This is a genomic window from Aquimarina macrocephali, from assembly GCF_051627225.1.
Lineage (GTDB): Bacteria > Bacteroidota > Bacteroidia > Flavobacteriales > Flavobacteriaceae > Aquimarina > Aquimarina macrocephali.
Genome location: NZ_CP151795.1, coordinates 2,898,775 through 2,919,096 on the forward strand (window position 1 = coordinate 2,898,775; position 20,322 = coordinate 2,919,096).

The 20,322-nt window shown below is 33.5% G+C and carries 17 protein-coding genes; 4 read left to right on the forward strand and 13 right to left on the reverse strand.

From position 1 onward, the window contains the following. Positions 1 to 129: 129 nt before the first annotated feature. From AAFU52_RS12515 to AAFU52_RS12545, 7 genes are all read right to left on the reverse strand, one after another. On the reverse strand, positions 130 to 330 hold the full coding sequence (locus AAFU52_RS12515) for a dodecin family protein (protein WP_024771586.1): 201 nt from the start codon (positions 328 to 330) through the stop codon (positions 130 to 132). Positions 331 to 489: 159 nt separating this feature from the next. Continuing rightward, entirely contained in the window at positions 490 to 873 is a 384-nt protein-coding gene (gene gcvH, locus AAFU52_RS12520; RefSeq protein ID WP_438426591.1) for a glycine cleavage system protein GcvH, read from the reverse strand. A 4-nt stretch (positions 874 to 877) separates the two neighbouring features. Next, positions 878 to 1,972, reverse strand: a complete 1,095-nt coding sequence (gene gcvT / locus AAFU52_RS12525) for a glycine cleavage system aminomethyltransferase GcvT (protein WP_438426592.1) — start codon at positions 1,970 to 1,972, stop codon at positions 878 to 880. A gap of 1 nt (position 1,973) precedes the next feature. Beyond that, positions 1,974 to 4,877 carry an aminomethyl-transferring glycine dehydrogenase gene (gene gcvP, locus AAFU52_RS12530; protein WP_438426593.1) on the reverse strand — a complete coding sequence of 968 codons (2,904 nt, stop codon included), beginning with the start codon at positions 4,875 to 4,877 and terminating at the stop codon, positions 1,974 to 1,976. Between the two features lie 25 nt (positions 4,878 to 4,902). Further along, positions 4,903 to 6,201: a serine hydroxymethyltransferase gene (glyA, locus tag AAFU52_RS12535; protein WP_167549789.1), complete on the reverse strand. Its 1,299-nt coding sequence runs from the start codon at positions 6,199 to 6,201 to the stop codon at positions 4,903 to 4,905. A 200-nt stretch (positions 6,202 to 6,401) separates the two neighbouring features. Then, positions 6,402 to 7,235 (reverse strand): AraC family transcriptional regulator, encoded by an 834-nt coding sequence (locus AAFU52_RS12540; RefSeq protein WP_024771581.1) that lies wholly within the window; start codon positions 7,233 to 7,235, stop codon positions 6,402 to 6,404. Positions 7,236 to 7,501: 266 nt separating this feature from the next. After that, positions 7,502 to 8,413, reverse strand: coding sequence for a NifU family protein (locus AAFU52_RS12545; protein ID WP_438426594.1), 912 nt, complete (start codon positions 8,411 to 8,413; stop codon positions 7,502 to 7,504). 504 nt (positions 8,414 to 8,917) lie between these two features. Here AAFU52_RS12545 and AAFU52_RS12550 point away from each other — a divergent pair. Then, a complete protein-coding gene (locus AAFU52_RS12550) occupies positions 8,918 to 9,940 on the forward strand; it encodes a PorP/SprF family type IX secretion system membrane protein (protein ID WP_024771579.1) in 1,023 nt (340 codons plus the stop codon). A gap of 62 nt (positions 9,941 to 10,002) precedes the next feature. Here the strand turns inward: AAFU52_RS12550 and AAFU52_RS12555 are convergent, their stop codons facing one another. Further along, positions 10,003 to 10,515 (reverse strand): rhodanese-like domain-containing protein, encoded by a 513-nt coding sequence (locus tag AAFU52_RS12555; protein ID WP_035092652.1) that lies wholly within the window; start codon positions 10,513 to 10,515, stop codon positions 10,003 to 10,005. A gap of 43 nt (positions 10,516 to 10,558) precedes the next feature. Further along, positions 10,559 to 11,731, reverse strand: coding sequence for a vWA domain-containing protein (locus AAFU52_RS12560; RefSeq protein WP_024771577.1), 1,173 nt, complete (start codon positions 11,729 to 11,731; stop codon positions 10,559 to 10,561). A 218-nt stretch (positions 11,732 to 11,949) separates the two neighbouring features. Between AAFU52_RS12560 and AAFU52_RS12565 the strand changes: the two genes are divergently transcribed. From AAFU52_RS12565 to AAFU52_RS12575, 3 genes are all read left to right on the forward strand, one after another. Continuing rightward, positions 11,950 to 14,160: a histidine kinase gene (locus AAFU52_RS12565; RefSeq protein ID WP_438426595.1), complete on the forward strand. Its 2,211-nt coding sequence runs from the start codon at positions 11,950 to 11,952 to the stop codon at positions 14,158 to 14,160. After that, entirely contained in the window at positions 14,161 to 14,892 is a 732-nt protein-coding gene (locus AAFU52_RS12570) for a LytR/AlgR family response regulator transcription factor (RefSeq protein WP_438426596.1), read from the forward strand. 115 nt (positions 14,893 to 15,007) lie between these two features. Further along, positions 15,008 to 15,226 (forward strand): hypothetical protein, encoded by a 219-nt coding sequence (locus tag AAFU52_RS12575; RefSeq protein WP_024771574.1) that lies wholly within the window; start codon positions 15,008 to 15,010, stop codon positions 15,224 to 15,226. A 145-nt stretch (positions 15,227 to 15,371) separates the two neighbouring features. Here the strand turns inward: AAFU52_RS12575 and murI are convergent, their stop codons facing one another. The 4 genes from murI to AAFU52_RS12595 form a co-directional block, all read right to left on the reverse strand. Next, complete coding sequence (murI, locus tag AAFU52_RS12580; protein WP_438426636.1) at positions 15,372 to 16,163, reverse strand: glutamate racemase; 792 nt, start codon at positions 16,161 to 16,163, stop codon at positions 15,372 to 15,374. A 90-nt stretch (positions 16,164 to 16,253) separates the two neighbouring features. Further along, positions 16,254 to 16,763 (reverse strand): OmpH family outer membrane protein, encoded by a 510-nt coding sequence (locus AAFU52_RS12585; protein WP_024771572.1) that lies wholly within the window; start codon positions 16,761 to 16,763, stop codon positions 16,254 to 16,256. A gap of 47 nt (positions 16,764 to 16,810) precedes the next feature. Further along, positions 16,811 to 17,656, reverse strand: coding sequence for an OmpH family outer membrane protein (locus tag AAFU52_RS12590; RefSeq protein ID WP_024771571.1), 846 nt, complete (start codon positions 17,654 to 17,656; stop codon positions 16,811 to 16,813). Positions 17,657 to 17,691: 35 nt separating this feature from the next. After that, on the reverse strand, positions 17,692 to 20,322 hold the full coding sequence (locus AAFU52_RS12595; RefSeq protein ID WP_084050467.1) for a BamA/OMP85 family outer membrane protein: 2,631 nt from the start codon (positions 20,320 to 20,322) through the stop codon (positions 17,692 to 17,694).

Genomic DNA, 20,322 nt, shown 5'->3' on the forward strand with positions numbered 1-20,322 from the left:
CGTTGTGAACAATAACGATAGTATAATGAGATATGAATATTTCACCAGAGTCGATTTTAGTAATGTATAAAAATATAAAAAGCATCCTGAATAATTCAGGATGCTTTTTATAAAGAAGAAATAAAATTATTATTTTACTTCAAAAGAGATTTTTAAGTTCACTCTAAATTCGGATACGTCATCATTTTTGACCACTACGCTTTGGTCAACTATATATGCCGATTTAATATTTTTTACCGATTTGCTAGCTTGTTTCACTGCATTTTTGGTTGCATCTTCCCAGCTTTTTTCAGAATTCGCTAGAACTTCAATAACTTTAATAATTGCCATTTTTATGAGTTTTTAAATTAATTTTTTAAAAGAGTCTCTAAGATACAATAAACAGTTGCTTTTCGGAAAAAATAGCATGTATTCTTTTATATGATTTTTCGATATAATTATCAATTTATCGTTTAAAAGCATACCAATTAAATTTTTGATAGAAGACTATTATTCTGCACCTATCAATTTTTTATATCCATCAGCATTTAGTAAAGCATCAATTTCATTTGGATTAGAGATCTCTATTTTTGCAAGCCAGCCATTGGTATAAGGATCAGAATTTACCATTTCTGGATTTGACTCCAGCTCTTCATTAACTTCGATAACAGTACCTGAAATGGGCATAAAAATATCAGAAACAGTCTTAACCGCTTCAATAGATCCCATTACTTCTCCTTCATTAAGTTCTTCATCCACAGATTCGAGTTCTACATAAACGATATCTCCTAGCTCACCTTGTGCAAAATCGGTAATACCTATATGTGCAATATTGTTCTCTATTCTGATCCATTCGTGATCTTTACTATACTTTAATTCTTCTGGTATATTCATAGTTTTATTTTTTTATGAAGGGTGTTTTTTTAACTACTGCTTTGATACGCTTATTTCGAATTTCGATAAAAATAGGGCTGTCTGCTTTAGCGTGGGGAACCGTTACATAGCCAAGTCCTATTCCTTTTTCTAATATAGGTGATTGACTTCCGGAAGTTACTTTTCCGATAAGTTCATCATTTTCATTATATATTGTATATCCAGCTCTAGGGATACCTTTTTCTATCATTTCAAAACCAACTAATCTTTTGGTAATCCCTTCTGTTTTTTGTTGTTGTAAGGCTTCAGAATTGATAAAAGGTTTAGTAAATTTTGTAATCCAACCTAATCCTGCTTCTAATGGAGAGGTGGTATCATCAATATCGTTTCCGTACAAACAGAATCCCATTTCTAATCGTAATGTATCTCTTGCTCCAAGTCCGATAGGTTGAATGTTATCTTCTTTTCCGGTTTCGAGAATTGCATCCCAAAGTTGTTCGGCTCCAGAATTAGGCACATAAAGCTCAAAACCTCCTGCACCTGTATATCCTGTAGCAGAAATAATTACATCTTGTATTCCTGCAATTTCGCCCATAACAAAAGTGTAGTATGGGATATCAGCAAGAGTTACTTTGGTAAGTTTTTGTAATACCTGACTTGCAAGTGGGCCTTGTACAGCAAAAAGTGACATCTCATTAGAACGATCAATCATTTCTACATTATCTGTGTTATGACTTTTTATCCAGTTCCAATCCTTATCAATGTTAGAGGCATTAACTACCAATAGATATTCTTGATCGTCTAGTTTATAGATAATAAGATCATCAACAACACCGCCTTTATCATTAGGCATACAAGAATACTGGGCACTTCCAATATTTAATTTGGTAGCATCATTACTACTTATTTTCTGAATTAAATCTAACGCTTTAGGGCCTCTAAGGATAAATTCACCCATATGCGATACATCAAATATACCAACACCTTCTCTTACGGTTTTGTGTTCTTGTACTACAGAGGTATATTGAAGTGGCATTAAATATCCTGCAAATGGGACCATTTTTGCTCCCAATTCCTGATGTTTAGCTTCGAGAGCTATACTTATTAGTTCTGTTTCCATATTAGTTTATAGTTATTTCTGTATTCTTAGTATCTTCTTCAAAAGCCGAAACAGGTAGACAGCTGCACATTAAATTTCTGTCTCCATGAGCATCATTTACACGACCTACACTAGGCCAGAATTTATTACTTTTTATATGAGATAGCGGAAAAGCGGCTTTGGTTCGGGAATACGGCATATCCCAATTATCCTGAGCGATAAACTCCATTGTATGAGGTGCATTTTTTAATACATTTTGCTCTCTAGAGGCAGTTCCGTTTGCTATTTCTTTTATTTCACTTCTGATACTAATCATAGCATCAATAAAACGATCGAGCTCTTCTACAGTTTCACTTTCTGTAGGCTCTATCATAATGGTTCCCGCAACAGGAAAAGATACTGTTGGTGCATGAAACCCATAATCCATAAGTCTTTTTGCAATATCAGTTACGGCAATATCTTCTTCTTTAAATGCTCTACAATCGATAATAAGCTCATGGGCATTACGCCCGTTTTCTCCGGTAAATAGGATAGGGTAATGATCAACAAGTTTTTCTTTTATGTAGTTAGCATTTAGAATTGCCATTTCTGTCGCAGAGGTCAATCCTTCGCCTCCCATTAATGCAATATATGCATAGGAGATAGAAAGAATACTTGCACTACCCCAAGGTGCTGCAGAGATAGCTGCGATAGCTTTTTCTCCTCCTGCGTTTTTTACCACAGCGTTACCAGGTATAAATGGAGCAAGTTCTTTACTTACTGCAATTGGACCCATTCCTGGTCCACCACCACCGTGTGGAATACAAAAGGTTTTATGAAGGTTAAGGTGACATACATCTCCACCGATAATTCCAGGACTTGTTAATCCTAATTGAGCGTTTAGATTTGCTCCATCCAGGTATACTTTTCCTCCATTATCATGAATAATCTCACAAGCTTCTTTGATGTTTTCTTCAAAAACACCATGAGTAGAAGGGTAGGTAACCATTAATGCCATTAAATTATCCTTATGCTTTTCGGCTTTAGCACGCAAGTCATCAATATCTATATCCCCATTTTTTCTACAGGATACAATAACTACTTGTTGACCCGCCATAGTTGCTGTTGCTGGATTGGTACCATGTGCAGAGGATGGGATAAGAGTTATATTTCTATGGGTTTGGTTTTTATCTGCATAATATGCTTTTATAACCATTAAACCAGCAAGTTCTCCCTGGGCTCCACTATTTGGTTGTAGAGAGGTGGTGTATAAACCAGTGATTTCTGCCAACCATGAGGCCAAATGTTCAAACATTTGATGATACCCTTTTGCTTGATTTGTAGGTACAAAAGGATGAATGTTAGCTAATTCACCCCAAGATAAAGGCATCATCTCTGTAGTTGCATTAAGTTTCATGGTACATGAACCTAAGGCAATCATAGAATGTACTAATGAGAGATCTTTATTTTCTAACCTTTTTAGATATCTAAGCATTTCATGCTCTGCCTGGTAAGAATTAAATACAGGGTGTTCTAAATAAGAAGATTTTCTTTGTAAAGAAGCAGGGATTACAGTTGTATCAATTTTCCAATCTGTTATTTTCACAGCTTTACTCTTTGCAGCAGCAAAGATTTCGATGATGTCCTGTAGATCTGCTAATGTAGTCTTCTCATGTAGTGATATCCCAATATGATTATCATCAAAATATCTGAAATTAATTTCTTTATCCAGTGCTAATTTTTTAATACTTTCTTTGTCCTCAACTTTAATCTTTAAAGTGTCAAAAAAATGAGTGTTAGTTTGCGTATATCCAAGTTTTTCTAATTCCTGATTAAGTTTAGCCGTTGATAAATGGATTTTATTAGCGATCTGAGATAGACCATCTTTCCCGTGATACACAGCATACATACCAGCCATTACAGCAAGTAATACCTGTGCGGTACAGATATTTGAGGTAGCTTTTTCTCGTTTAATGTGTTGCTCTCTGGTTTGTAGTGCCATTCGATATGCAGGACGACCATGGCTATCTTCTGTTACTCCAATAATCCTACCAGGAATATGACGTTTATATATTTCTTTTGTAGCAAAATAAGCAGCATGTGGCCCTCCATATCCTAAGGGTACTCCAAATCTTTGTGAAGTACCTACAACTACATCTACTCCCATTTCGCCTGGTGCAGTAATATGTGTTAATGCCATTAGATCTGATGCTACAGCAATTTTTACTTCATGCTTTTGTGCTTCAGTAATGTAAGACGTTGGATCTGTAATTGCGCCATCACTATCTGGATATTGGATAAGAAGTCCAAAAAGATCTGGATTTGAGATGTCAAGTTCAGCGATATCTCCAACAATTACATTAATACCAATAGGTTCTGCACGACCTATAATAAGCTCTATGGTATGCGGAAATGTTTTTTTATCAATAAAAAATGTACTGGCTTGTTTTTTTGCTCTGCTTTTTACACGATATAGAAGTGTCATGGCTTCTGCTGCAGCCGTAGCTTCATCCAAAAGAGAAGCATTGGCTAGTTCCATTCCTGTAAGATCTGTAATCATGGTTTGATAATTGATCAAGGCTTCTAATCTACCTTGTGCTATCTCTGCCTGATACGGTGTGTACGCAGTATACCAAGCTGGATTCTCAAGAATATTTCGCTGAATAACTGGTGGTACAATACAGTCGTGATATCCCATTCCTATAAATGAACGGAATACTTTATTGTTTTCCATCATAGATTTGAAGTTGGTAAGGAACTCCAATTCTGTTTGAGCTGTTGGTAATGCTAATGGTTTTGTAGAACGAATGTTTTTTGGAACCGTTTCATCAATTAACTGTGTTAATGATGAAACACCAATCACGTTTAGCATTTGATCAATTTCCTTTTTACCCGGACCTATATGTCTTGGCAGGAATTCTTGTTTAAGTGTACTTAGATCTTTCATAATATAACTATCCGCTAGATTGTTTTTATTTATACAATGGAAATTTTTTCATCCAGTTATTTACTTCTGTTTTGATAGATGAAATCTTAGCATCATTATCATGGTTTGATAATACTTCATCTATAAAACCAACCATGGTATACATATCATTTTCTTTCATTCCTCTGGTAGTAATAGCTGATGTTCCTAATCGCATACCAGATGTTACAAATGGTGATTTATCATCAAAAGGCACCATGTTTTTATTAATTGTAATATCTGCTTTTATTAAAGTGTTTTCTGCTAACTTTCCTGTGATGTCTTTTGATCGCAGATCAATAAGAGCCATATGGTTATCGGTTCCGTTAGAGATAATATCATACCCTCTTTCTATTAAAGCGGCACACATTGCTTTGGCATTTTTTGCTACTTGTTCTACATATACTTTGTAGTCATCTGTAAGCGCTTCGCCAAATGCAACTGCCTTTGCTGCGATTACGTGTTCTAATGGTCCTCCTTGAGTTCCAGGGAAAACAGCCATATCTAAAACATTAGACATCATTTTGATTACTCCTTTTTTGGTAGCGTGACCCCATGGATTTTCAAAATCTTGCCCCATCATGATCATTCCTCCTCTTGGGCCTCTCAATGTTTTGTGTGTTGTGGTTGTTACAATATGACAATGTTTTATAGGGTCATTTAGTAAACCTTTAGCAATTAATCCTGCCGGATGAGAGATGTCGGCCAATAATAAAGCTCCTGTCTGATCTGCAATAGCTCTTAATCTTTCATAATCCCAATCACGACTATAGGCAGATGCTCCACAAACAATTAATTTAGGCTTTTCTCTTTCTGCTGTTTCTGCAACGGTATCCCAGTTGATAAGACCTGTTTCTTGTTCTACTCCATAGAAACTTGGTTGATAAAGTTTACCAGAAAAGTTAACCGGTGATCCATGAGTAAGATGACCTCCATGTGATAGATCAAAACCTAGTATTTTATCACCAGGATTAAGACAGCCTAGCATTACAGCTGCGTTTGCTTGTGCTCCAGAATGCGGTTGTACATTTACCCATTCTGCTCCAAAGAGTTTTGCAGCTCTATCTATGGCAAGTGTCTCTACCTTATCGACTACTTCACAACCGCCATAATATCTTTTTCCAGGAAGCCCTTCTGCATATTTATTGGTTAGAGAAGAACCCATGGCCGCCATAACCTGCTTAGATGTAAAGTTTTCTGAGGCAATTAGTTCTATTCCATGTTCTTGACGTTCTGTTTCTTCTGCGATAAGGTTTTTTATCTCATTGTCCTGAATATCTTGTACCATATTTTCTTTTTTTAGCATATTACATCCAATATTGAGCATCGGATTTTGGTTACTGTATTTTTTTGACGTATAAGATTTTATGAATCAAAAATTTACGGATGCAAATTGTGAAGAATAAAATTGAAAAAATAGTACAAAATTGCAACCGAATATTTGTATCGATTTTATAAAGTGAAAACAGAGATAGAATGGTGCTTTGTAGTCTGTAAGGAAATGTTTTAAGTAATAACCTTATTGGCAAATTGTTTAGGGGTAATACCTATTATTTTTTTAAAATGCCTGGTAAAATGGCTTTGGTCAAAAAAACCAGACTGGTAGGCAACTTCTGTTGCAGATAATCTTTCTGTTAGTAGTTTTTTAGCTTTTTCTATTCTAAGATTTACTAAATATTGATGCGGAGGTAGCTGATATTGTTTTTTAAAAGATTTGATCAATCCGTATTCTGAAATGCCTGTTAAGTTAGAAAGATCATGTGTCGAAACTTCTTCTAGATAATGGTCGTGTAAATATTCTTTGATTTGCCGTGCAACAATAAGTTTTTCTGAAATTGGTTCATTATTTATTTCAGTATACGCATACCTTTGGATAAGCTCTTTAAGAAAGTCCATGAGTAAACATTCGGACTTTGGATTATGTTGATTGTAAATCAAATTCGGAAATACGGCTTTTCCTTTTTTGAATAATACCTTATTGTTTATAATGTTTTCTTTGAAAACAGGTAACTCTATAGGCAGATTTAGAGTGTCCATAGCCTTTTTCATGATTCCAATTGGAACATACATAGTAAGAAAGTTCCATGGAGAATTATTCACGGGTTTCCCTGTGTGTACTTCATAGGGATTGAAAACAAGGATTGAGCCAGTGGATAAAATGAAATTAGAAGAATCGTTAGAATAATCACCAATACCGTAATCCATAAAAATTATAGTATAACTTTCATGAAAATGAGGTTTAAATTGATGAGATGTAAATGATCCTTTAAATAACTCTAAATTATCGAGAGCGTTATTTATAAAATGCTGGACATTATTATGTTTGTTTTTGTCATACATTATATCAATAATTGACTTTGAGTGATTTTTTCATCATTCAAAACCCAAAAAATATTTTCGTGGGATGATTCTTAACTTACACTAATAAAAATAGTTTGTACTTCTTTTAAGTAGCTAATATATGTCGGTTTTATAAATTATCTATAATCAATAGTTTGAAATGTATTAAAAAGTGTATGATTAGGTGTTTTGGTATTAGTATATGGATAATTTAATATGATAGAGAATAGATAAAAGACTATGTTTAAGGTTTTTTATGAACAGTATTAACCATTTATAGCCTCTACATACTCTACTTTATCTTTTAGCATTTCTTTCAACATGTTTTCGATTCCGTTTTTTAATGTAAAAGTAGAAGAAGGGCACCCACTACAAGCACCTTGTAAAACAACTTTTACACCTTTGCTCTTTGGATCATAAGAATCAAATAATATATTACCTCCATCACTGGCTACAGCTGGTTTTATGTATTCTTCAATAATATTTACAATATCTTTTGAAACATCATCGAGGTTTTCAAAATCTAAATCAGATTGTTTTTCTACTTCTCCTTTTGTAGCAGCCGCATTGGCAGTTAAAACTTCTTTCCCTTGCTCCAGATAATTACGTATAAAATCTCTGACCTCTGTAGTGATATCATTCCAGTCTGCCATATCATATTTACCTATAGAAATATAATTCTCATCAATGTATACTTCTTTAACAAATGGAAAATGAAATAATTCTTGTGCCAAAGGGGCTTCACCGGCATCATCGATATTTTTAAATTCATGTCCCGAAGTAACTAATTTTTTATTAGCTACAAATTTTAACACAGCAGGATTAGGTGTGCTCTCTGCATAGATAGTAATAGGGACTTTTTTTGTGGTTTCATCTTCGGTTTCAATAACAATAGGCTGACTGCTATTGAGATAATCTTTGATCTGTTGGGCAACTTCTTCTTGCACATCGGACCATTCTACAATATCATACTTATCTATAGCAACAAAATTTTGTGCAATAAAAACTCTTTTTACAAATGGTAAATAAAACAACTGTTGTGCAAGAGGAGCATTTTTGGCTTGATCTATATTCTCAAACTCATAACTGGTATGCTGTGTTAGAAAGTAATTGGCTTCAAACTTAACAATACCTGGATTTGAAGTGGTTTCTATTTTTATTTCAAAATTCTTTTCCATGCGCTATTTTTTTGCAAATTTACTAAAAAGCAACACGATATTAGTAGTGTATTTGTAATGCTAACAATTTTTAACTAATCTTGAATAAATGTAAATAAAGAAAGTGTATGATTTTGGTTCTTTTTATTGCATTAGTAATACTTGTAGAAATATAAAGAATGATAAAATTACCTGCTAAAATAATTCATCACAAAATCTAAGTTAGACATTGTTATATTGTATGAATGTAATTGTGTTTGTGTAAAATATTATGGTCAAAGATTTTTTCTAATGTCTATCAATGAGTTAAAAATAACAACGTGCGAGAGATTGTGAATTCTTTGATTTATTTTGGCATCAAAAAGTATAAATCTTGTATTCTGACAAAAATTTATATCTTTGGAACAATTGAAATACAATGATTTATTTTAAAAATTAAGGTGAAGCCTCACAATATAAACTGTTTTTAATAGTTTAGATTGAATTCACAAATTCTATTTTAGCCCCTAAAATGATAGTGCTCAAATGAACTTAAAAACATTCTATGTAGTAGTATTTGTACTAGTATCTCCATTTGTCTTTTCGCAAGAAGGTATTCCTGTATACTCTGATTATCTTTCTGATAATTTGTACTTGATACATCCTGCAATGGCTGGTGCATCAAACGCTAATAAAATTAGACTTACCGCTAGAAAGCAATGGTTTGATGTGAATAATGCTCCTAATTTACAGACTTTAAATATTAATTTTAGAACTGGTGAGAAATCTGGTTTAGGAGGAATTGTATATAGGGATGAAAATGGAAGGTTTTCTCAAACAGGACTGTATTTAACATATGCTTACCATCTTTTGTTTTCTAGAGATAGAACAGATTTAAACATGTTATCTTTTGGTCTTAGTGCCGGCTTAATACAATCTAATGTAGATTTAAGAGGTCTTGATGATCCTTTTGATCCTGATCCTGTAATTCTGGATAGAGTACAAAAAGATGTATATTATAATGTAGATGTAGGATTATCCTATAACTTTTTAGAGTGGTATGCTCATATTACTGTTAAAAATATATTACCAACTGTTCGTGATATTTTTGATAATGATACACCAATACGAGAATCTAATAATCAACGTAGATATATCTTTTCTTTAGGATATTTATTTGGCATTGGCGCTACTCCTTGGAGTTTAGAGCCATCTATCATGTATCAAGCTACAGATGAAACTCAAGAAAGTACTATTGATGCTAATTTAAAAGTGTACCGGGATTTTAGCTCCAGTACTTTATGGGGAGGGATATCTTACAGACGTAGTCTGGATGGAGCAGAGTTTTCTCAGGATGGTACTTCGATAGAGAGCCAGCAACTGCAATACATAACCCCATTTTTAGGAATTAATTATAAAAAATGGATGGCTGGGTATACCTATAGTTATCAATTAAACTCGGTAGTCGTTAGTAATGGAGGTTTTCACCAAATTACTCTTGGATACGATTTTGGAAAACGTAAAGAAAGATGGAACTGTAATTGTCCTGCCGTTAATTCAAAAAACTAATCAAAGCATAAAAAATATTACTTAAAATAGAAATGCCTGCAAATCTGCAGGCATTTCTATTTTTATTTGGTAAAAGTACCATCGAATTGTAGTCTTTGATCTTTTATAGGAACCAAAGAGGATAATTCGTATACATTTTTATAACCATATCCATAGAGGTTTATGAATGTTGGGATGTTTAATGCCAAAGGAGCCTTTTTAGAAGCAAAATTAATAGAATCTCCATCAATATTGTTATTGCAGTAAATCAAAATTCGAGTTTCTTTAGAAGGTATTTTCTTTGCCAGTTTGCCTTCTGTAAAATCAGAAAAATTGATGTGGGTAGCACCTCTAAGATGTTTTTGTTTGTAAGCACTTTCAGAGCGAGTATCTAATAAAATAGTGTTCTCATCTGTCATATACTTTAGAAAAGTTTCCAGAGGGATTAATCGTTCTTTCCTATATTCTAAAATTTCTTCAGATATTTCCAGAAAAGATTCATAATCAACATTCGATTTTGATAACTTCTTTTGTTGCTGCGCCTGCATGGATATGGGTATTAGAATTAGTATGATTATTTTAATAACTGTTTTCATCTTGAATATTTATTTTTCTTTGAATGCATTATTATTTTAGAATTTATTCTTCCCAGGAGAAAGATTTTTTTCTTCCCTGCTTTTTGATTGCATTTAGTAAAGCAGCTTCGAGATTTGTATCATCTTTTTTACTGTTGTCTTTAATATATAATACACGCTTTTTATTTAACTCTTTAATCTTTTGTTGTATCTCTTTACGTGCTGTACTTTTTTCTGCGATATATTGCTTTAACTCGGCTTTAGATTTTCCTTTAAGCTCTTTTGGTAATTCGTCCTTAGCTACTTTTTCTACTTCAAAAGCCTCGTCTTCTGCAGCATCAATTAAATCCCAGCTTTTGTTTTTATAGAAACCAGAGCTCTTACTAACGGTTCGGCTTACAGCATTAGCAGAGCTATAAGATCTTGCGTTACTATCTTGTTCGGCTTGCAATTGTCTTTTTTGAGCTCCTTGATGGCCATAATAGATATACGTGCTATTTAGTTTATGATTGAGCTCGAGAATAATATCATCATATGGTGTTGCAATATGTATGGTTTCACGATTATGATCTATGGCGCTATATTCTCCGGTTGTGATATCTGCTCCGTGTTTCCACCTCGTCTCGATACCTTGTCGGTAATTACCACAAAAAATAGTGTTAATTGTAATGTCTTTTTCTAATGCATCTGTAGCTGCATCTTTATAATCCACAGGACCTTGAGTAAACGGTTCATTACCCGCTATGAAAATTAATTTTAAGTGATCATTATTTTTTTTCCAACCTAATTGGTTAATTGAAGTATTGATCACCTTGCCACAATATTCGTTTCCTCCATTGGTAGTAAGTGCAAAAAGTTCTTTTGATATCTCATCCAAATCATCAGAAAACGGTAATACCTGTCTAATAAAACCTTCTTGAGATGGTAATCCATCATTACCATATTCATATAACGCTATTTCCAACTTTATTTTGTTATGTCCGCATTTAGCATACGAAAGTTCGTTTACGATTTCCCATAATTGAGCCTTAGCCTGGTCAATAAGACCGTCCATACTATTACTGGTGTCTAATAGTAAAGCTACTTGTATGTTACGCGTATTCGGATCAGTTTTAGTAGTCTGTATCAGGTGGTTTTTTTCTTTTTGAAATGCGAGATCGGAGTTCGATTTATTATTTGCGTTACAAGAAATAGTAACAAGTAAACATAATATACTCCATGTAAAAAATGTCTTCATAGTTTCCCTTTTTTAATTTTGGATAAAACTATAGCTAACTTTTTTGACTAAAAATCTAAAATGAGGGATTAGAGAAAGTGAATGAGGGAACTTACCCTTTTAATTAGGGAAGTTTCTTTTTTCTGCTAAAAAGCTGCTGTAAAACAGTATAATCAAAAGATCCGAATTTTATTATCCCACTTAAATGGATTAAGTTTACCTTGTTTTAATAGTATATAATGAAGAAGATTGGTTTGATAATAGTATTTCTTTGGTTCCTGCCTGTATTGGTTTTGGGACAAGATGGTGCTAGAAGGGCGCGATCAGAATCAATGAGTATCAAAGGTTCTGTGAAAGAAAAGAGTACTCGAAAAGCAGTTAGAGATGTAGACGTAACTGTACTAGGGAAAGGAACGGTAACAACTGATATTTTTGGTAATTTTAAAATAGAAGCCCGTGTTGGAGACGAACTTGTAATTACTCATGATAGTTTTAATACAATTCGATATACGATCAAAGATGGTCAAAAAATTGATATTGAAGTACATGATAATCCTCGGGAGGCTAAATCACCATCGGTTTCAAAACAAAAAAGCGAGTCTCGGTATAAGAAAAATCTAAAAGCAGCAAAAAGTACTTTAAAAAAGGATGCTGCTACAAGTATAGAATATATCACTAATGCTTTAGAGACTATACGAGATGATGATCCTTCGTCAGATGATAAAAAAGCCGAATTGTTTGAGTCATTAGCAGATATTTATAAGTATTGGAAACAACCCGATCTTGCTGAAAGTAATTATCTCATGAGTCTTAAAAATAAATATAGCACTGATGTAAAAATTAAATTGGCTAATGCACGATTAGAAGGTAAAAATTATCAGGCGGCTTTAAATACTTTTGACCAGTTACAGCAATCTAGATTAAATAATACTCAAAGAGCTATTGTCTATGAAGGTTTAGGAGATAGTTATAAAGGACTACAAAATTACCCTGATGCTATTACCAATTATAATAAAGCTCTTTCTATAAGCCAGAGAAAAAAACTGGATGATAGAGTGATCTTATTAAATTCTAAGCTAGCCGAAGTGTTACAGGAGGAAGGAAACATTAGAGATGCTGAGGAGTATTTGGATAATTCGGTACAGTTAGCACAACAAAAGGATAAAAAGACATCGGCACGGCAAAGATCGGCTGCAGCAGATTTTTATAATAAGAGTAATAGCTACGGTAAAGAAATACAATTAAGAAAAGAAGCACTCGAGGATATCGAAGAGATCGAGGAAACTAATGAAAATGAAGGTCCAACGGCAGAAGATAATTCTTTAACTACTCAGGTACAGAATTATAAAATTGCTAGTGCCTTTGCTGCGCAAGAAGAATATGATGAAGCTATTCCATATCTGAAAGAAAGTATTAAGGAAGCAGAATCAAAAAATGATCTAATTGTTCAAAAAGATGCCACCCGAAAACTGGGAGAAGTCTATCGGGAAAAAGGAGAATTAAAAAAAGCTTCAGATGCCTTTGAAGAATATGAAGTCATCATCGATAAGTTATATATACAAAAAGATCAGGAGATATCACAAGCAGCTCGTTTTAGTAGAGAGTTAGCGCAGAGAGCAAATAGGATTACCACGCTAGAGAAAGACAGAGAGCTAAATGAGGCAAAATATGAATTGGCATTTGCTTCTCAAGAAATAGCAAATCAACAAAGTATACGACAACAAATTGTAATCTATTTTTTAATAGGGTTAACAGTTTTATTACTTCTTGCTGCGTATTTAATGTATCGTAATATGAAGCAACAACGGTATGCAAATAACCTTTTAGCATTAAAATCACTACGCTCCCAAATGAATCCTCATTTTATTTTTAATGCTTTAAATTCTGTAAATACATTTATAGCTACGAGTGATGAAAGAACCGCAAATCGATACCTTACTGATTTTTCGTTATTGATGAGAGCTGTTTTAGAGAATAGTGAAGAGGATTTTATTCCTCTAGAAAAAGAAATAGAACTTTTAAGGTTATACGTGCAGTTAGAGCATTTTAGGTTTCAGGATAAATTTGAATATACGGTTGAGGTTGATCCAGAAATCGACATTAATGAATATATGATTCCTCCTATGTTATTGCAACCATATGTAGAAAATGCTGTATGGCATGGGCTACGATATAAAACAGAAAAGGGCTTGTTATCCATACGTTTTCAAAAAGAAACATCAGAGAGTATTGAAATTATAATTACTGATGATGGAATAGGGCGTAAAAAGTCTAAAGAATTGAAAACGCAAAATCAAAAACTTCAAAAATCCAGAGGGATGGGCAATATCAAAAAGAGAATTGCAATCCTTAATAAAATGTATAAAGATAAGGTAGATGTTTTTATATCAGACCTAGAAGATAATACAGAAGGAACCCAGGTAAAATTAATTCTTAAGAAAGACAAGTAAATGAACTTAACTGCAATCATAGTAGATGATGAAGCTAATAGCCGAGCCATACTTAGAAATTATTTAGGGAAATATTGCCCTTCGGTTACTATTTTGGGAGAAGCTGCCAGTGTAAAAGAAACATTAGTCCTGCTAGAATCTCATACTCCTGATATGTTGTTTTTGGATGTAGAAATGCCTTACGGTAATGCATTTGATTTATTGGAGCAAGTGCCTGATCGCGCATTCGAAATTGTTTTTGTAACTGCCTATGATCATTATGCGGTAGATGCCTTAAATGCTCAGGCAACCTATTACCTGTTAAAGCCTATTGCAATTGATAACCTTATCAAAGCCGTTGATCATGTAAGCTATATCAAGCAACGCGAAGCCGCTCTTTTGGACACTGTTTTAGTTCCTAAAGTAACTACGGTAGAAGGTAAAATCACGATCCCGCAGCAAGATGGTTTTGAAGTTCTACAGATTTGTGATATTCTATATTGCGAAGCTGACGATAACTATACCAAAATTTACTTGGATAAAGGTCAGAAACTAGTAAGCAAAACGCTGAAATATTTTGAAGAATCCCTAAATACTCACGGATTTGTAAGAACTCATAAAAGCTATTTGGTGAATGTGAGTAAAATAACGCGATATCGGAAGGGGAAAGGAGGGAGCGTTGTACTTGCTTCGGGCAAAGAATTGGCTGTGTCTTCTTCTAAAAAAGGAACATTATTGAATTATTTTAAATAATCATAGTCCATAATTATGAAATTCTCTTTTTTTTTGTTAAAAGACGCTAAGAAAACAAGCGTTAGTTGTTGTAATTTGTAATATCCGGTATTATTAACTACAAAAACTTAAGATAATGAAAAAAAGAGAATCGTTAAAAAAACTGTCTCTAGAAAAAATTAAAATTTCTAACCTAGCCTCTAAAGCTATTATTGGAGGAACAGGTAATCCATCATTACACAGTTGTGCTGGACAAGGTAATCAACCGGGGCAAACGTGTTACACTAATAATTGTGGAGGCACTGGCGGTGGCGGTACTGGTGGTGGTGGAATTAGCGGACCTATTTACTGCTAATCCTCTTTTAAGTTAAAGAAATGGAGATTGTCTAGAAGTAATCTATTTATTGTCTTTTTGAGAACTAATTTGTTGCTTTATGTCTTATAAAAATGAAGAACATTATTTTTTAGACAATCTTTTTTAAGTTTATGTCTTATAAAAATTAAAAGTCTAAAGTTTTAGCAGTATACGTAATCGTATTTTCATGCAATATATTCTTTAGTATGTCTACATTACCATTAGTATATAAAGTATGTTTGCCTATTTTGGGGTTTGGATTTAAAAGATTATTTGCAATCAATACAGCTTTAGTTTGTCGTGCAACCGCTTCTCCCGAATCAATAATTATAATCTCGTCGGAAAGCATTTTTTTTAGAAGTGGGATTAAGTAGGGGTAATGTGTACATCCAAGGACTAAATGATCTATATTTTTGTTAAGCATAGGGGTAATATAAGAATGAAGCAATGAATACATTTCATCCGTATCTATCTTGCCCTTTTCAATAAGCTCCACCAGTCCAGTGCCAATGACTTCAATGACTTCAATATTTTGAGTGTACAGATCTGATGTTTTGACAAATAACTCACTAGATAAAGTACCTTTTGTAGCAAGTACACCTGCTTTTTTTGTTTTGGTATTAATAGCTGCCGGTTTTATAGCTGGCTCAATACCAATAATTGGTATGTTGTAAGTGGATCGTAGCGTTTTTATGGCATTTGTAGTCGCAGTATTACATGCAACCACAATGATCTTACAATTTAAATCAAGGAGTTTTTCGGTGTTTTTAATGCTTAATGCGGTAATCTCTTCTTTACTACGTTTACCATAAGGAGCATATTTACTATCAGCCAGAAAGATAGTGTCCTCATTAGGCAATAGAGAGGCGATTTCTTTCCAGATTGTTGTTCCACCAACACCTGAGTCAAATATGCCAATAGGTTGATCTTGCATAATTACATAATAGTTTATCCCAAAAATAAAAAAAACAGTGAGATGACATCTCACTGTTTTTTTTATTTTTATTTAAAGTTTAAAGTAAAACTGTTAGATACCTAAGTCTTTTTTTACATCTGCCATTAGGTTTTTACCATCAGCCATAATTACTCCGGTTCCTGTAGTAGAATCTAATACATATTGAAAACCTTGTGCTCTTGCTACCTTTTGGATAGATGTACGTGCTTGTTCATAGATAGGCTTCATTAGTTCGATTTCTTTTTTCTGAAGATCCTGAAGCGCATTTGTTCTATAATCGTTAATACTTTTCTCTGTAGCCTGTACTTCTTGCTGTCTTTTTAAGTTCTCCTCGTCAGTTTTAGTTTCAGCTTCCTGAGAATATTTTTTGATAGTGTTTTGTAATTCTAACACCATATTTCTAATTTCTGCATCATAGGTCTTGTTCAATTTTTCGATCTCACTTTTTGCAGCTTTAAAAGCAGGCATTGCTTCTACTAGCTCTTGCGACGCGATATGCGCTACTTTAGATTGAGCATTCATAAAACTTGAGGTTCCTATGATAAGTGCAATAGCTACTAGTAATGTTCTAAATTGTTTCATTTGTAAGTAATATTAAAAGGTGTTATAAATTTATAAAAATTAATTTTTTAATCATTGTCAGAACCAGACGATGAATCATTATTTTTCAGATTTTCTTTTTGAGTTTTTAAAGCATTAATAGAATCTTTTTTTCTTTTTTGTAGTTCTAATAATCTTGCTCTTCTTGCTTCAAACTCTTTCTTTTTTGCAGCTCTTATAGAATCTCTTTGGATTTTACGTTCTTTAAGAAGTAGCTCTCTTTCTGATAATCTTTTTTGAGCTGCTCTGTCTCTATCTGATATTTCTGTTTCTTGTTCTACATTTCTTTTTTCGGCTCTTTCCAGAGCTTTCTTGTCTTTTTTGCTATTGAGCTGTTTTCTTTTTGAAGCTCTGTTTATTCTTAGCAATACCTGATCACTTATATCGAATCGATCTGCAGAATAGAGCATCACAAGATCTGCTGATTTATCAAAAACAAAATCATACTTTTTGTTTTTTGCAATCTCCTGGACAGCTACAAAAACTTGATCCTGTACTGGTTGAACTAATCTTTTTTTCTGAATAAAAAGATCTCCATTTGGACCAAATCGTTTTTGTTGATATTCTAATATCTCTTTTTCTTTAAAAAAGATATCTTCCTCTCTTTCTTCAATTAGTTCTTTGGTAAGCAAGACTCTTTCATTATTAAGATCTTTACGCATTTCTTCAACTTCTTTGAGTTCAGCTTCTATTTCAACTTTCCATTTTTGTACTTTGGTTTCGAGTTCAGAAGAAGCTTCGTTGTATTCTGGAACGTTTTCCAGAATATAGCCCATATCAATATAGCCAATCCTAATACCTTTCTGTGCATGTACTGCGTTTGTGAAAAATAGCCAACTGACTGCTGCAACTAGTAAAAGACCCTTTGTTTTCATAACTTTGTGTGTATATAGAAATAATCGTGCCAAAACTAAAATTGTTGTCCTATAATAAAATGGGTTTCCCATCCATTAGCCTGATTTGTTCCCGGAATAGGATCAAAACCATACCCAAAATCTATACCTAATAACCCAAATGCTGGCATAAAGATACGTAAACCTGCTCCAGCAGAACGACTTAATTGGAAAGGGTTGAAACTTTTAAAGCTATCATAGGAAGCTCCACCTTCCAAAAATCCTAGCACATATATTGATGCTGCGGGTTTTAGTGTTATAGGATAACGAAGCTCTAACGAATATTTGTTATAAATTGTTGCCCCATCGGCATCAAAATCTTGATTATTAGTTCTACTTTGAGGTGTAATAGATTGATTTGGGTATCCTCTTAATGAAACAACTTCACGACCATCAAGACTTGTAGCCCCTAATCCATCTCCTCCCAGGAAAAAACGTTCAAAAGGAATATTACCTCTATTATTATTATATGCACCTAAAAAACCATATTCTGCTTTTGTCTTTAAAACTAGGGGTTTTTTCCCTATATTAACTAAACTTGTATACCAGGTACCATCAAATTTAAGTTTATAGTATTCTAGCCATTTAAAACGCTCCTGATCGATTTCTCCAATCTCAGTGCCTATTTCTGCACTTCTTACAAGATCTCTCGAATTTGTGTTATCGAGATTACTTCTTTCTTCTTCTAAAGAATCTCTACGATCTGCTAATTCACCGTAATCTACCCCATCAAAAAGAGAGTAGGGTACAGAAAGTTTGGCAACAAGATTAAATTCTGATCCACCCGTTGGAAAAATTGGGTTTACAGTTGTATTATTTCTATTGATACCAATGGTATAGGATAAATCATTAGAAGATCCATTACCAAAAGTAAATAATCGGGTGTTATAGTTTTTAAGATTATAATGTCTTACACTGATGGCTTGAGATAATGTAAAGTAATTATCGGGCCAATTTAACCTTTTGGCTATTCCTATTGATCCACCGGTAATAAGGAATTTACTGTCTCTATCTACTTTACGCGTTCTATTGTTAAGCAAGAACTGAATGGTGTGAGAGAATGATGTAGAGAGCTGATATGGTCTTTTTCCTCCCAGCCATGGTTCTACAAAAGAAAGGCTATAGGTTTGAAAAAATCTACTGGCCTGAGCTCTGATTCTAAGAGTTTGACCATCTCCCATTGGTAGAGGACTGTAAGATTCTTTGTTAAAAATATTACGTATTGAGAAGTTACTAAAAGCTAGTCCCAGAGTTCCTACAAAACCACCTCCTCCAAAACCACCTTGAAGCTCAATTTGACTGGATCCTTTTTCTACTACAGGATAATTAATATCTATAGTTCCAGCTTGAGGATTTGCATTTTGAAATTGAGGTTCTAGTTGTTCTGGATCAAAAAATCCTAATTGCCCCAATTCACGAACGGTTCGTACTACAAGATCCTTACTGTAACGTTGACCTGGTCTGGTTCTAAGTGTTCTATAAATTACATGATCATTTGTTTTATCGTTTCCGGTAACGGTAATATGATCAAAATAGGTTAATTTTCCTTCACGTACTCTGATTTCAAAATCAAGAGTGTCATTGTATACTTTTGTTTCTACTGCATCAATAGAAGAAAATAAATACCCATTATTTTGATATAAATTGGTAAGATCATTTGCATCTGGCTTACTATTATCTGCAATTTGTTTTTCTAGAAGAACGCCATTATACACATCTCCCTTTTTAATAACGAGCTGTCGAGCTAATTCTCTGTCGGTATATACGCTATTACCTAGAAATGTAATATTACCAAAATAATACTTATTACCTTCTTCAAGATTAAGGTTAAGCGATACACTATTATCATCTTCTATAATCAAACTATCAGAGGTGATACGAGCATCTCGATATCCTTTTTCTTTATATTTAGTAATGATATTATCTTTATCCTCCTCGTAATCTGCTCGGATATATTTTGATCGTTTCCAGAATCTTAAAAATTTCTTACGCTTGGTGTTTTTCATTGCTCTACGCACCTTAGCATCAGAAAGTTGCTCGTTTCCTTCTATATTGATTTTATCAACCTTAACCCGATCTCCTTTGTCGATCAGAACAACCATATTTACCTTGTTGCTTGCAACTGTGTCTTTAATAGGAATGGTGTTAACAACAACTTTAGTGTTTAGGAATCCGTCTTTTTTATACTTATTAGTAATAAAATTACGAGTTGTAGTTATGAGGTTTTCTGTAACCTTTGCACCTTTGGTTAATCCATTGTCTTTAATTAACTCTTCGGATTTACGCTTTTTAATTCCTTGAATACGGGCTTCGTTTAACTCAGGTACTTCTTGTATGTTAATTTCGAGATCAGCAACGTCTCCTTCTACATTACTAATGTAAAAGTTAATATCGCTAAATAATTCGAGATCCCACAATTTCTTAATGACTTTACTTATCCGATCTCCCGGAAGAAAAACACGCTCTCCTTTTCTAAGGCCAGTAAAAGTAATTACTGTGTTTTCATTGTAACTGGTAATCCCGGTAACTTTAATATCTCCAATAATGTATTCTTTCCCGTTAGCACCAGGTAAATTTTGTGCAGAAAGTGATGTTGATATTAATAAGGCGAGTAACGTAAAATACGTAATAGGTAGTTTTTTTGTCAT

What these genes read in the sequence shown, in the direction of transcription:
- AAFU52_RS12585 (WP_024771572.1), bottom strand. Translation starts at nt 16,763, where the DNA reads ATGAAACAATTTAGAACATTACTAGTAGCTATTGCACTTATCATAGGA.
- AAFU52_RS12570 (WP_438426596.1), top strand. Translation starts at nt 14,161, where the DNA reads ATGAACTTAACTGCAATCATAGTAGATGATGAAGCTAATAGCCGAGCC.
- glyA (WP_167549789.1), bottom strand. Translation starts at nt 6,201, where the DNA reads ATGCTAAAAAAAGAAAATATGGTACAAGATATTCAGGACAATGAGATA.
- AAFU52_RS12590 (WP_024771571.1), bottom strand. Translation starts at nt 17,656, where the DNA reads ATGAAAACAAAGGGTCTTTTACTAGTTGCAGCAGTCAGTTGGCTATTT.
- AAFU52_RS12550 (WP_024771579.1), top strand. Translation starts at nt 8,918, where the DNA reads ATGAACTTAAAAACATTCTATGTAGTAGTATTTGTACTAGTATCTCCA.
- AAFU52_RS12565 (WP_438426595.1), top strand. Translation starts at nt 11,950, where the DNA reads ATGAAGAAGATTGGTTTGATAATAGTATTTCTTTGGTTCCTGCCTGTA.
- AAFU52_RS12515 (WP_024771586.1), bottom strand. Translation starts at nt 330, where the DNA reads ATGGCAATTATTAAAGTTATTGAAGTTCTAGCGAATTCTGAAAAAAGC.
- AAFU52_RS12560 (WP_024771577.1), bottom strand. Translation starts at nt 11,731, where the DNA reads ATGAAGACATTTTTTACATGGAGTATATTATGTTTACTTGTTACTATT.
- AAFU52_RS12595 (WP_084050467.1), bottom strand. Translation starts at nt 20,322, where the DNA reads ATGACAAAAAAACTACCTATTACGTATTTTACGTTACTCGCCTTATTA.
- AAFU52_RS12545 (WP_438426594.1), bottom strand. Translation starts at nt 8,413, where the DNA reads ATGGAAAAGAATTTTGAAATAAAAATAGAAACCACTTCAAATCCAGGT.
- gcvT (WP_438426592.1), bottom strand. Translation starts at nt 1,972, where the DNA reads ATGGAAACAGAACTAATAAGTATAGCTCTCGAAGCTAAACATCAGGAA.
- AAFU52_RS12575 (WP_024771574.1), top strand. Translation starts at nt 15,008, where the DNA reads ATGAAAAAAAGAGAATCGTTAAAAAAACTGTCTCTAGAAAAAATTAAA.
- gcvH (WP_438426591.1), bottom strand. Translation starts at nt 873, where the DNA reads ATGAATATACCAGAAGAATTAAAGTATAGTAAAGATCACGAATGGATC.
- AAFU52_RS12555 (WP_035092652.1), bottom strand. Translation starts at nt 10,515, where the DNA reads ATGAAAACAGTTATTAAAATAATCATACTAATTCTAATACCCATATCC.
- gcvP (WP_438426593.1), bottom strand. Translation starts at nt 4,877, where the DNA reads ATGAAAGATCTAAGTACACTTAAACAAGAATTCCTGCCAAGACATATA.
- AAFU52_RS12540 (WP_024771581.1), bottom strand. Translation starts at nt 7,235, where the DNA reads ATGTATGACAAAAACAAACATAATAATGTCCAGCATTTTATAAATAAC.